Below are 12,841 nucleotides of genomic sequence, written 5' to 3' on the forward strand. Positions count from 1 at the left end.
GACTACCTCAGGGAGCAGCGGGTGTCCGCCCAGCTGTCCCTGCGGCAGCTCGCCGAGCAGGCCGGCGTCTCCAACCCCTACCTGAGCCAGATCGAACGCGGCCTGCGGCGGCCCTCCGCGGAGGTGCTGCAACAGATCGCCAAGGCGCTGCGGATCTCCGCCGAGCAGCTCTACATCCGGGCCGGCATCGTCGACCCGCATGCCGGAGCAGCCGGATCGGTCGAGCTCGCGATCCTCGGTGACCCCAAGCTCACCGAGCGCCAGAAGCAGTCCCTGCTGGACGTCTACGCGTCGTTCCTCGCCCTCAACGGGGCGAACGACGAGACCGACGGACCGGCCCGCTGAACTCACCGCCCGGCGCCGCGCCGGGCCACCCCAACCGAAGGAGCAGGACATGGCCAAGGCCAAGTTCGACATCAAGACCGAGGCGACCCGCCCGATCTACGCCGGCGTCGGCGTCACCGACCTCGCCGTCGAGCGCGTGCGCGAGTACGTCACGGACATGCAGAAGCGCCTCACCGAGGTGCAGAAGGACGTCCAGGCCCGGGTGAAGGGCATCGACTTCGAGCCGGAGGCCCTGCGCAAGCAGACCGTCACCTTCGTCAACGCCCGCGTCGAGGCGCTCACCAAGGACGCCAAGGCCCGCCGCGCCGCGATCGAGGCCCGTGTCGAGGAGCTCCAGGCCGACGCTCGCGAGGTGCCGACGAAGTGGCAGCACGTCCTCGACGAGAACGTCTCCGCGCTGAACGACTACTACACCGACCTCGCCAAGCGCGGCGAGACGCTGGTCGAGCGCGTGCGCCGTCAGCAGTCCACCAAGAAGACCGTGACCTCGGCCAAGACCACGTCCGCCAAGGCGAAGACCACCAAGACGCAGGCGACCAAGGCCACCAAGACCACGGCCAAGAAGACCGCCAAGAAGGCCACCACGACCGCGAAGAAGACCTCGGCCGCTCCCAGGAGCAGCGCCAAGGCCACCGCGACCGCGGCCAAGAAGACCGCCTCCAACGCCGCGCAGGCCACCACTGACGCTGCGTCGAAGGTGGGTGACTGACGAACAGCTGACGCTGTTCTAGCAAGCCGCGAGGCCCCCGGGAGGCATGAGCCCTCGGGGGCCTTGTCGTGTCTGGACGCGGTGTGACGTGTAGGCATCGCTCGCGTTGGGAACGATAGGGGAGCACGTGTGATCGGGACACGGAAGGAGCGGGTGTCAGATGTCTGCAGAGCCACTGCCCGCCGATGTGATGGAGTGGATGGGCATGGACGAGGCGATGGTGCCGTTCGTGCTCGACCTCGCCCAGACCGAGGTCCACTGCTAGACAGCCGGGTCCCCGACCACCTCTCGCTCATCGGGCCGATCCCGGTCCTCGCGTAGGCTGACCGCGTGCTGCACGTGTTCCAGGCCGAGGCGAACCTCATGCTGCTGATCGAGCTCGCCCTGCTGGTGGTCAAGCTGTTCGCGTTCATCAACAGCCTGATGTACTCCGCCGCGGCCTACGACGCGGCCAACAAGCTGACCAAGCCGGCCTGGACGATCATCCTCGGGCTGGGTCTGGTGGTGCAGGTCGTCTTCGGCGGGCCGCTGGGGCTCATCAACCTCGCGTTCACCGTGGCGGCGTTCGTCTACCTCGCCGACGTGCGTCCTGCGCTCTCCTCGCTCACCCGCCGTCGCTGAACAGACCTTCCTCCAGATTCCCGCAAGTTCCCTCAGGTCTCAGCCGACCCGGTCGGCGCGGTCCTAGCGTTGGCTCACCAACGACGACTGGGGGGTAGTCATGGGGATGTCGGACGTGCGTCCGTGGGGATCCTGGGAGATCCTCGACGAGGGTGAGGGCTACAAGGTCAAGCGGTTGGTCGTGAGGCCGCGGCAGCGGCTCTCCTACCAGACCCACGCCTACCGCTCCGAGCACTGGGTGGTCGTCAGCGGTACGGCGACGTACGTGCTCGACGGCGTCAAGCGTTCCGCGGGCCCGGGTGAGACGGTCGACGTCCCGCTCGGTGCAGCCCACCGGCTGATCAACGAGCACGCCACCCCGTTGGTGGTCATCGAGGTGCAGCGCGGTCGCTACACCGGCGAGGACGACATCGTCCGTCTGCAGGACGACTACGGTCGCGCCGGCGTGATGCTGGAGACCGTCGGACGGCTGGTCGACTCGCGGCTCTGAGTCCGGCATCCGCGCCCGGGCTCGGGCGCCGCCTCCATGCAATTCTCGGCGCAGGCTTCTCAAGCAGCGTCCCCTTAAGCCGATCTGTTCAGCGAACGAAACGGAATTCGCTGACAAGGGGACATGGATGTCCACGAAGCTCTCGAGCGCGCCCGCACGCCGTCTCGCCGACGCCCGCACCCCTGCGACCGTCGCGTTGCTGGCGGCCGCGATCATCGTCATGCCGGGCGCGTCCGCGCCGCAGCTGGCCGCCCGGGCCGCCGGGGCCGTCTCGCCGTCCGCCACGCCGACCTCCGCCGGGGCGAGGTCCGCGCCCTCCCAGGCCGTCCTGGAGCGTCAGCCCGAGACGAGGCGCTCGGGCACGCGCATCGTGGTCGACTGGGGCGACCTCACCCCGGTGCAGGGCGAGCGCACGGCCATCGCCGGCAGCGTCCCCGTGCCGAGGAACGGCGGCCCGCGCTGGGTCTACCTCGAGGAGTGGAACTTCGAGGACGGCGTCTGGGCCTACCGCAAGGACACCCGCTCGGGTGCGGGGGGACGGTTCCGGCTCGCCGTCACCCTCGACCGGGTCAACGAACCGCGCCGGTTCCGCATCTCCGTGGGCAAGGGTCCCGGGGTGCCCCCGCTCGCCTCGAAGGCGGCCACGTTCACGGCCGTCTGGCAGCCGGCGGGACCCGTCACGAGGACCTACCCCGGGATGACGGTCGTCTGGCCTGGGGCGAAGGTGCTCGTCGGGTCGGCCCAGGTCGTCCGCGGGACGGTCACGGCCCGCCTCGCCAAGCCGAGCGTCGCGCTCCAGCGGGAGGTTGGCGGACGCTGGACGGAGATCGCACGTACGACGGCCACCGGGGCAGGAGACTTCGCGCTCCGGCTGCCCACGGCGTACCTCGGCACCGGGTCCTACCGGCTCTCCATCACCGACGGCGCCGGGGGAGCCGTGGAGACTCCTGCCGAACGGTTGTCGATCATCCCCGACTACACCCCGGCGGGACGCGCCGCCAACTACTCGCTCGTGAGCGCGAGCCCGGTCGGCCGCTGGGATCCCTGCGCCCCGATCGGCTACCGGGTCAACCTGGCCAAGGCGCCCTCGGGTGCACTGCCCGACGTGCGGTCGGCCCTCGCGGAGGTCGCCGAGGCCACCGGGCTGCGGTTCGAGTACCGCGGCACGACGAGCGTGGTCCCGTTCGCTGCGGGCGACACCTTCGATCCCGCGGTCGCCGACCTGGTGATCGCCTGGGCCGATCCGGCACAGATGCGTGGGCTGTTCCCGACCGGCACGCTGGGGGTGGGCGGCCCGGAGTTCCGCCCGACGCTCGCCGTCGACCCGTCGGGTACGCCGGTGCGCGAGATCTACCAGGGTGGGGTGACGATCAACACCGCCTTCAACAAGGCCCTCAAGCCCGGCTCGGGCGAGGGGCTGACCCGGGTCGCCGCCCTCATGCACGAGATCGGGCACGCGGTCGGTCTCATGCACGTCGACGGGGACCCGGCGCAGCTGATGTCGCCGTCGGTCGGCTACGGCCTGGACCGGTGGGGCGCCGGGGACCTCGCCGGCCTCGAGACCGTCGGAGCCGCCGGAGGGTGCCTCACCCCCGGCGCCTGAGCCGGCCCTAGGAGCGGCGGTTGCGCCGACGCCGGCGGTCGGGTCCGCGGGTGCCCGCGGGATTGTTCGCCGGAGCCGGGCGACTGGCGTAGCCGTAGTAGCCGTACCCGCCGTAGCCATAGCCCCCGTAGCCGTACCCGCGGCGCTTCTTGATCGTGGGCGCCAGGTTGACCACGACTCCGACCGCCTTGCCGCCGACCGCCTCGATCCGCTCGATCGCGTGGCCGAGCTGGTCCCGGGTCGTCTTCCCGTGCCGCAGGACGACGAGCGCGCCGTCGGCCTGGGCCGCGAGCAGGGCCGCGTCGGTGACCGGGAGCAGCGGCGGGGCGTCGAGGATGACGATGTCGAAGTCGTCGCGCAGCTCGCCGATCAGCTTCTCCATCGCGTTGGACTGGAGCAGCTCGGACGGGTTCGGCGGGATCGGGCCACTCGAGAGGACCCAGAGCCCGGTGTCGGCGTACTGCTGCATCGCGTCGCGCAGGTGCACCTTGCCGATGAGCACGCTGGTGGTGCCGACGCTGTCGTCGAGGCCGAGCCGGGCGGCGATGAGGGGGCGGCGCAGGTCGCACTCGACGAGCACGACCCGCTGCTTGGCCATCGCGAGCGTGATCGCGAGGTTGGTGGCTGTGGTGGTCTTGCCCTCGCCGGGCAGCGAGCTCGACACCACGAAGACCTTCTGGTCGTGGTCGACCTCGACGTACTGCATGTTGGTGCGCAGCACCCGGAAGGACTCCGACCACGGGGTCGCGTCGCTCAGGACCTCGGCCGGCGGGCGCCGCACGGCCGCGGTGTCGGCGTTGATGCGGCCCAGCACCGGAGCCGAGGTCACCTCGGCGATGTCCTCGCTGGAGGACAGTGAGGTGTCGAGGAGCTCGCGGAGGACCGCCGCGCCGACGCCCAACAGCAGGCCCAGGACGAACGCGAGACCGAGGTTGCGGACCGGCTGCGGGCTGACCGGGGTGCTGGAGACTCGAGCGTTGTCCACGATCGAGGCGTGCACGAGGGCGTCGGTCTTGCCCGGCGGGGTCTCGAGCGTGGCGACCTCGTCGCTGAGGGCCTCTGCGTAGCCCTGCGCGATGTCGCGCGCGACGACCGGGTCGGGGTCGGTCGCGGTGATCTCGAGGATCACGGTGTCGGGGTGCACGGTCGCTGAGACGGCGGCCTGCAGCGTGGAGGGGTCCAGACCAGTGCCGAGGTCGTTGGCGACCTGCTCGGCCAGCTTGTGCTTGCCGACGAGCTCGGCGTACGACGTCACCCGCTGGGTCGCGAACAGGTTGTCCTGGTAGGCGTCGGCGGTGTCCGAGGGGCTGGTCGACACGAAGATGCTGACCGTCGAGGAGTACTGCGGCGTGGCCTGCCAGGTGAGCAGGGCTGCTGCTCCGACCGACAGGAGAACCAGGAGGACGACGATGCGCCAGCGGTGACGGATCGCGACCCAGTAGTCCTTGAGCTCCACGTGAGTCCGGTCCCGTCCCCCCATGCGTCCGCCCCATGCGTCGACGCTGTCCGGCAACAGTAACGGTCGCCGCCGGGCCGCGCGGGCGATCCGCGGGACCCGATTTTGCCATTCCGCTCCCGCGGGGGAGATCCGCCGTTAGCGTGAGCCCGACCTCTGCGCGCGCCATGGCACAGGGGCCCTCCGATCGGGCGGGTGGAGCCCCCTCGGTGCGAGCCCACCCGGGCGCCGACGAGGGTGGGGACGATTTCGGGGGAGATCATCATGAGCGATCTGATCGGCCACTTCCGCCGGCGCAGGGCAGCACTGGCTGTCGGGTACGACACCGCCGCCTGGCTGGTCGGCTACGCCGCCTTCGCCTGGCTGCGGCTGGACAGCGACAGCTCGAGCGTTCCGTGGAGCGAGGTGATGACGATCGCCGCGGCCACGGCCGCGCTGTACGTCGTGGTCGCCATGCCGATCCGTCTCCACCAGGGCCGGGCGCGCACCGCGAGCCTCGAGGAGATGGTGCTGCTCGGCGTGGTGATGGGGGGTCTCGGCGGGTCCGTGTTCCTCGTCAACCTGGTCACCCACTGGGTGCCCCGGAGCATCCCCGCCGGCGCCACGCTCGGCGCCCTGGTGCTCGCGGGCTGGGCCCGGGCCACCTGGCGCACCCTCCAGGAGCACGACGAGCGGACGGTGGCTGGCGAGGACTCCCAGCGGACCCTGGTGGTCGGCGCGGGCGAGGCCGGCCGTGAGCTCATCACCTCGATGCGGCGTGATCCGCTGCGCCGGTACGACCCGGTCGGCCTCGTCGACGACGACCCCTACAAGCGGCACCGTCGGGTCCGCGGGGTGCCCGTCCTGGGCACCACGTGCGACCTGGCCACTCACGTGGCCCGCACCGGCGCCACCACGGTCGTCATCGCGATCCCGAGCGCGAGCGCCGAGACCGTCAACCGGTTGCGGCTCGCGGCCCTGGCCGCTCACGCCGCGGTGAAGGTCCTCCCGTCGACCACCCAGCTGCTCACCGACAGCGTCGGCATCCGAGACCTGCGTGACATCAACATCACCGACGTACTCGGTCGCAACCAGCTCGACACCGACATCGACGCCATCGCCGGCTACCTCACCGGCCGCAAGGTGCTGGTGACCGGTGCCGGCGGCTCGATCGGCTCCGAGCTGTGCCGCCAGATCCACCGGTTCAACCCGGCCGAGCTGATGATGCTCGACCGCGACGAGTCCGCGCTGCACGCCGTCCAGCTCTCGATCCACGGACGCGCGCTGCTCGACTCCGACGACGTGATCCTCTGCGACATCCGCGACGAGGCCGCGGTGCACGCCGTCTTCGCCACGCGGCGACCCGACGTCGTCTTCCACGCCGCCGCCCTCAAGCACCTGCCGATGCTCGAGCAGTATCCCGCCGAGGCCGTGAAGACCAACGTCATCGGCACCCGCACGGTGCTGCGCGCAGCCGACCTCGTGGGCGTCGACAGGTTCGTCAACATCTCCACCGACAAGGCCGCCAACCCCTCGAGCATCCTCGGCTACTCCAAGCGGGTCGCCGAGCGCATCACCGCGGAGCAGGCACGCCAGGCCAGCGGCACCTACCTCTCGGTCCGGTTCGGCAACGTGCTGGGCAGCCGTGGGTCGGTGCTGTCGGCGTTCGCCAAGCAGATCGCCGCCGGCGGGCCGATCACGGTCACCCACCCCGACGTCAGCCGCTTCTTCATGACGATCGAGGAGGCCTGCCAGCTGGTCATCCAGGCGGCCGCGATCGGCGGCCCCGGCGAGGCCCTCGTGCTCGCCATGGGCGAGCCGGTGCGCATCGTCGACGTCGCCCAGCAGCTCATCGAGCAGTCCGGCACCCCGGTCCGCATCGAGTACACCGGCCTTCGCGAGGGCGAGAAGCTGCACGAGGAGCTCTTCGGCGACGGCGAGCCGCGCGACCAGCGCCCCCGCCACCCGCTGGTCTCCCACGTCCCGGTGCCGCCTATCGAGGACCAGGACGTGCTCGCCCTCGCCCGCCACACCGCACCCGAGGACGTCCGCCTCACCCTGCGGCTCGCGTGCGAGGGGGCGGTCACCGAGACGCGCGTGCACGGCGGCGCACCGTCGCCGATCGCCGGGTGAGGCCCAGTAGGAATCATCGAGCACCATCTGCGGGTCGTGCAGTCAGCGGCAGGCCCGCTCGCCTGGGTCAGGCGGAGGCGCGACCCAGGGGTGGCGCCATTGGTTCGCGATAGTCCTCGTCGAGCCAGTCGTCGAGACAGAGTCCGGTGAGCGCGGCCGTGCGACGGATGTCCTCGGCGAAGTGCTCGGTGAGCTGTGCTTGCTCGTCGCGGCGCATGGCCCCAACGTGTGCCGCCATGACCGGCACGATGTACTGCTGGTCTTTGTGTGCGAGTGGCGCCTCCTCCAAGCTCAGAAACGACTCGAGACGTCTGAGCTCGACAACCGGCTCGGACCAGAGCTGATCGGTCCGAAGGAAGTGGACTCGCGTCGGCGAGAAGAGCTCGAATGCTCGCTCGATCTGGTCCGCATAGAAGCCCCGCTCGACGTACGAATAGATGCGATGAACGCCCATCGGGGCCCGGCGCACTCGTTCGCGCACGGGCACCGAGGTGGCGTCGGCGAAAGACATGGTTTCAAGGTTGCGCGCGATCTCCATCCGCCAGTGCGAATATGCCCGGAGGGCTGGCTGCCGCAGGGCGATCACGAGTCTCGCAGCTGGGTTGTAGTCGTGGAGGCGCGCGAGGGCCGGCGGCCAGTAGCTGTAGATGGGGGTGGCCTCGCCTCGAAGTTTGCCGGGCGTATGTCGCGGAAAGTGAGCATGGAGATCCCCATAATCGGGATCGCTCCAGTCGACTGCCTCGTCATCGAAGAAGTGTGGCTCTTTGATCCACGACATCTCGACCCCAGGATGCCGCTGCAGGTGGTGGGCGAGCGCCGTCGTGCCCGCCTTCTGGGCGCCGACCACGAAGAAGTCGACCAAACCGGTCATCGGCTGAGTCGCGGGGACCTCGGAGGTCTGAGCACGGACACAACCTACATTGCGGACGGCGTTGGTCCGTGATTTCTCGGCCACGTCGCTGACGTCGTCGGTCTCTGTCGGTCGTTGCTGCCCGGCCGTCACCCCCCGCTCGGTGGACACGTCACCGTGCGCGACCCTGCGGCTTCAGCGTCGACGCAGCCACCCGTTCGGGTTGTACGTCGCGTTGTGGCCATAGCGGTCGCACAGGTCGGTGTCGATCTCGTAATCAACTCCGTGCCGGTCGAGGAAGTCGGCCACGCCGCGGTTGGGGCCGTGGTCATACCGGCGATACTGTTCGCCGCTCAGCCGGGACACGACGCCGTCCTCGACGACGATGTAGTCGCCGGTGCGGAGGTGATCGTGGAAGTAGTTGAGGACGGCCGTGGTCTCCCGGTATTGGTGGCTGCTGTCCTCGACGACCAGGAACGGGCGCGGGCACCGGGCCAGTAGGTCCTTGGTCAGGACCTTGTCCAAGCTGTTCGCGTCGCCGTGCAGGAAGTCGATGCGCGCGTCGTCGAAGTCGACGAGGTGCTCGATGTCGACCGAGACGACCCTGCCGTCTCGGTTGCCATGAGCCGTCAGCATGTCTGCGAACCAGAGCGCACTGCCACCGAACTTCGTACCGATCTCGATCACGGTGCCGGTGCGCTGGCGTGACAGCAGTTGCAGATAGAGAGCGATGTCGAAGGGGCTCTTGAAGAACGGCACCCCGCGATACACCGTGCGCATGGTGCCCTGCTGCATGCGGTCGAACACCGCGTCGGGCACCGAAGATGTCCAGGCGCGGCCACGCACTGGTGGCGGTCCAGGCGTCTGGGTCATCGGCCGTCCTCGACCTGGATCAAGCCTGCGGACTGCAGGACGCTGGGCCAAGCGGACTCGGGGAATCGGCCGAAGAGCAGCGGACGGCGCTTCGGAGGTAGGAAGTCATGCCCACGGATTGCAACGTACTCGTCGTGGAACTCCTGCCAGGGGTGCACCAGCGCGTTCGTCGCTACCCCGCCGTGGAACTGATGAAAGGTGCCCTCGCCCAAGAGCATGATCACCTCGACGCTCTCGTCGCCGCAGAGCCGCTCCCAGATGTCGAGATTTGCTAGGCCACCTCCGGGGGCCCTGAACGTCGGGTCAAGACCGCCGATCTCGTGCCAGTGGTCTCTCTTCAAGAACAACGCGTTCGTCTCCTGGGGAACCTGGAACCAACCTCCCGCCGAAGACGCGGCGAAGACAGATATCCGGAATAGTTCGTAACCGTCGTTTCGCCAGGCGACCGTGTTCAGCAACTCATCTTCCGTTCGCTGGTCATACCCCGCGTGCACCGACGTTGACTGGACGTCTGGCCCCAGGTGAAAGGCGAGGGTTCCCACCGCCGGACGCGGGTGGAGATCGGCAGCTTCGAGCGCGCTGGCGATCAGTCGCGGCGAAGCCATGCGGGCGCCGTCGATGAAGACGCCGATGAGGTCGCCCCGTGCCAGCTTCAATCCGCGGTTCACGGCGGCTACGGGAGAGGGGGCGGCATCCGTCATCCTGTGGATCGTGAGACGCGGGAACATGTCCGCGAGAGCGTTAAGGTAGGTGTCGTCCGGCGAGCCATTGTCGACGACGACGACCTCGTAGTCGTCTGGGTCGATGTCACGTTGATTGGCAGGCGAGAGTGTGTGGAGGGTCCTCGGCAGTTCCCGGGCCATGTCGTAACTGACGACAACAACGGACGCTCTGACGGTCATTCCGGCCGCGCCTCGACCGCTTCGCGAAGTACTCGTTGGGCAGCCGGCGCGGGGAGCCCGGCATCCCGCACGTGTCGGAGCGCCTGCAGGAGATCCTCGACCTGGGGAGCATCAGGGGAGATGGCGGAGGACCGAGTAATCACATGGGCCGGGGGCTCGTGATGGCCGGACCATTGTCGAACGAGTGGGTTGTACTGGTCCCAAAGCGCGCGGTTGTCCGGGTCTAAGCCAGCGATCAGGAGGAGACCCGTCGGCGCCGTATCCAGCATGACGAGGATGAGATCGGGTCGGGCGGCGCGCAGCATCTCTGTGAACTTCCAGATGTCACCGGTCCACACGCGAGTACGTCGATCCCGCTCCGCCTGAGCCGGATGACACGGGAGCACATCATCAACGACCACCAGAGTCGCGGGATGGGCGCGACGCTCGATGTTCATGAAGTCGCGCAAGGCGTACTCGAAGAGGTGCATGCCATCGATGAAGGCAAGGTCCAGCCGCTCGGTGAACGTCTCGTGCCCGGCCTCGGCAAAGAAGCCGTCGCTGGTCGTCTCGACGATCGTTGTCGAGTCGGGGAGGCCTACCTGCACTTCCGGGGAGGGGTCCACGCCCACCGCCGGCCCGTTTGCGAGTGCGAGGCTTCGCCCATGGCGGACCCCGATCTCAAGATAGAGCGCGGGCTCCAGAGCCTGGTGCATGTGAGCGAGGGTGTCGAGATAGCGCATCGCGCCGCTGATCGACTCTTCCTCCTCAGTCCCGGTGGGCGAGGCCGCGAGATCGTAGCTCGACTGCGGTGCGGGGATCATGGCCGGTTCGGGGTTGAACCACAGAGGCTGCCAGGCAAACACGCCGACTAGGTCGCGCCACGGGCCGCGCTCGTCGTGGTCTAAATGGAGCAGTTGGCAACCCGCGTACTTGGCGAGCGCTCGGTAGCCGTCAGGGTAGTAGCGGTAGCAGTCGACGGGGTATTGATGAATCGGACCGGCCGAAGGGGCGATCAAGATGAGGAGTCCGTTCCTCTTCAGCACCCGCATCATCTCGACGAATGCCTGCCAGAAGAACTCGCAGTGCTCGAGCATCTGTCCAGACAGGACGATGTCCACGGAGTGATCGTCATACGGCAGCACATAGGGGTCGTCCAGTACGACGTCGACACCCTCGGCGTCCTCAAGGTCGACGGTCTGGTATCGGTAACGAGGGTCCTCGAACAAAGGTCGGTAGCCACCGTTGACATCCGCGCCGCCGATGTCAGCCACCAAGATGTGGTCGAGTCCGCGCATCGCTGGGGTGACGAACCTGCTTTGGCAGAGGGCCATGTTCTCGAACGACGAAGCATGCATCTTGTGCTCACAATCTCGCGGTAGGCGTGAACGGTTGGCAGTTTCGGGTCGAGTGCCTTCACTCCGTCGCAGGGACTGGGGTCCTCGGTGTAGTCGAGTCCGGGGATCAACTTATCGGCATCACTAGCCCCACGCGACCTGGATCACGCGCCGTCTCCACATCGAAGGCGCTCCTGGCCCCCGGCGTGTCCGAAGACTGGTCTGTCCTGGTTCTGCGGAGTCGAGATTGCTGGATTCTCATGCCACAGTGATTTGGTGTTGACGGATTCGAACCTTGCCGCTGCGAGGCATCCGAGTTGGCTGCCTATGGCGCGACTATCAACAAGCCGCAGCCCACATAGAGGCGGCGGAGATCGTGGGGCGCTTCCGACACCACGAACGACCAGGATTAACTAAGTCCCCCGCGCCGAACACCTTGCCAGGAACTTCCACTTCCGGTTGAACTACCTGGTGCCGTGAGGGGCGGTGCCGGCGAACCAGTCGCGCAGAGATACGGCGTCGACGCCGAACCGGCTACGCTCGATTGCGTCCACGATCCGGCGATAGTCCTCGCGGAATCGGTCGAGCTCGAGGTCCCTGTCGTCGCTGTACTTGATCGCTGTGGACGTCGGCTCAGTGCCGCGATCGACTGCCGCGATCCGCTCCTCGGACTCACCGAGGTCGCGCAAGATCGTCCACACCGTCCCCCACGGATCCGCGACCAGATCCTCGTAGGCGATGAACCGAGGCGTATGTCCATAGTAGGCGCAGAACGACGAGGCGTACTCCTCCATCCGCCGGATCCTCACGACCTGGGCGGCAACCTCGAGTGTGGTGGGGAGGCCCTCGCGCGGGGTCAGGGCCTTGAGTTCGGACGTGTGCCAGATGCCCGTCTTCATCGCGTGCGCGAACGAGTACGCCTGAGCAACGATGTCGCGACGGTACAGGAAGAACGTCGGCGTCAAATCGGGCGGGAAGACATCTTCCCAGTCGATCAGCGGCAACATGTCTCGAAGGCGATCCGGGTCAACCTGTAACCCGAACCGATGTCCGGCGTTGTTCTTGGTGAGCACAGTCGCGAAGTAGCCGCCCAGTGTCTCCGTCTCGAGGTGGCGGGAGTGCAACGCCACCCCGTAGTTCAGCCACTCGCGAGGGTTACCAGCGAGGCCCGTCTCGGCCAACATCTCGCTCAGCCAGGTCGACCCGCACCGGCCCATGATGAACATGACATAGGGCCGCACAGAGCCCCAGTGCGTGCGCTCGATGCGACCCTCGCCCGCCACCCCTACCAGTTGCTGCGCGTGATTCACCCCAGCAGCATAGGGCTAGAGGTAGATGTGGCGGACCTCATCGCGAGGCATCATCTTGAGTTCGTCGGGCGGGGAACAATGGGTCTTGTCACGCTGGAGTCAGCGCGCACGACGTCAACGGCATTGCGAGCGACGGGGCGTTGATGACGTTGCAGCCGGCCTGCAGGTCTCGTATGCCCTGACGTGCGGGTGGACACCACCCTCGCAGGTTCCCGTGCGGCGAGCATCATCACGAGCACCAGCTTCGCTGTTGG

Annotated in this window: 12 protein-coding genes; 6 read left to right on the forward strand and 6 right to left on the reverse strand. The window is 68.1% G+C overall.

Translation table 11 applies throughout. The annotated features are described in order from the left end of the window. The 5 genes from Q0L15_RS09755 to Q0L15_RS09775 all read left to right on the forward strand — a co-directional run. A partial coding sequence (locus Q0L15_RS09755) for a helix-turn-helix transcriptional regulator (protein ID WP_296603969.1) occupies positions 1-345 on the forward strand: 345 nt, incomplete at its 5' end. Between the two features lie 49 nt (positions 346-394). Then, on the forward strand, positions 395-1,054 hold the full coding sequence (locus Q0L15_RS09760; protein WP_296603971.1) for a hypothetical protein: 660 nt from the start codon (positions 395-397) through the stop codon (positions 1,052-1,054). Between the two features lie 330 nt (positions 1,055-1,384). Then, complete coding sequence (locus Q0L15_RS09765) at positions 1,385-1,675, forward strand: DUF2516 family protein (RefSeq protein ID WP_296603972.1); 291 nt, start codon at positions 1,385-1,387, stop codon at positions 1,673-1,675. Between the two features lie 100 nt (positions 1,676-1,775). Further along, positions 1,776-2,165, forward strand: coding sequence for a phosphomannose isomerase type II C-terminal cupin domain (locus Q0L15_RS09770; protein WP_296603974.1), 390 nt, complete (start codon positions 1,776-1,778; stop codon positions 2,163-2,165). Between the two features lie 127 nt (positions 2,166-2,292). Next, complete coding sequence (locus Q0L15_RS09775) at positions 2,293-3,768, forward strand: hypothetical protein (RefSeq protein ID WP_296603975.1); 1,476 nt, start codon at positions 2,293-2,295, stop codon at positions 3,766-3,768. A gap of 7 nt (positions 3,769-3,775) precedes the next feature. Here Q0L15_RS09775 and Q0L15_RS09780 read toward each other — a convergent pair whose 3' ends face one another. Further along, complete coding sequence (locus tag Q0L15_RS09780; RefSeq protein WP_296603977.1) at positions 3,776-5,224, reverse strand: polysaccharide biosynthesis tyrosine autokinase; 1,449 nt, start codon at positions 5,222-5,224, stop codon at positions 3,776-3,778. Positions 5,225-5,488: 264 nt separating this feature from the next. On the opposite strand from Q0L15_RS09780, the gene Q0L15_RS09785 reads away from it, so the two are divergent. Continuing rightward, positions 5,489-7,336, forward strand: coding sequence for a nucleoside-diphosphate sugar epimerase/dehydratase (locus tag Q0L15_RS09785; RefSeq protein WP_296603978.1), 1,848 nt, complete (start codon positions 5,489-5,491; stop codon positions 7,334-7,336). Between the two features lie 67 nt (positions 7,337-7,403). Here the strand turns inward: Q0L15_RS09785 and Q0L15_RS09790 are convergent, their stop codons facing one another. From Q0L15_RS09790 to Q0L15_RS09810, 5 genes are all read right to left on the reverse strand, one after another. Beyond that, complete coding sequence (locus tag Q0L15_RS09790; RefSeq protein WP_296603980.1) at positions 7,404-8,357, reverse strand: sulfotransferase domain-containing protein; 954 nt, start codon at positions 8,355-8,357, stop codon at positions 7,404-7,406. Between the two features lie 24 nt (positions 8,358-8,381). Continuing rightward, positions 8,382-9,059 (reverse strand): CmcI family methyltransferase, encoded by a 678-nt coding sequence (locus Q0L15_RS09795; RefSeq protein ID WP_296603981.1) that lies wholly within the window; start codon positions 9,057-9,059, stop codon positions 8,382-8,384. Further along, positions 9,056-9,961 carry a glycosyltransferase family 2 protein gene (locus Q0L15_RS09800; RefSeq protein WP_296603983.1) on the reverse strand — a complete coding sequence of 302 codons (906 nt, stop codon included), beginning with the start codon at positions 9,959-9,961 and terminating at the stop codon, positions 9,056-9,058. The genes Q0L15_RS09795 and Q0L15_RS09800 overlap by 4 nt, the downstream gene beginning before the upstream one ends. Next, complete coding sequence (locus Q0L15_RS09805) at positions 9,958-11,214, reverse strand: methyltransferase domain-containing protein (protein WP_296603985.1); 1,257 nt, start codon at positions 11,212-11,214, stop codon at positions 9,958-9,960. Before Q0L15_RS09805 ends, Q0L15_RS09800 begins: the two co-directional genes overlap by 4 nt. A 527-nt stretch (positions 11,215-11,741) precedes the next feature. Beyond that, the gene (locus Q0L15_RS09810; RefSeq protein WP_296603986.1) at positions 11,742-12,587 is read right to left on the reverse strand and encodes a Stf0 family sulfotransferase; all 846 of its coding nucleotides are present in this window, start codon (positions 12,585-12,587) and stop codon (positions 11,742-11,744) included. Positions 12,588-12,841 lie beyond the last annotated feature (254 nt).

Source organism: Nocardioides sp., from assembly GCF_024509035.1.
In the GTDB taxonomy this organism is placed as follows: domain Bacteria; phylum Actinomycetota; class Actinomycetes; order Propionibacteriales; family Nocardioidaceae; genus Nocardioides.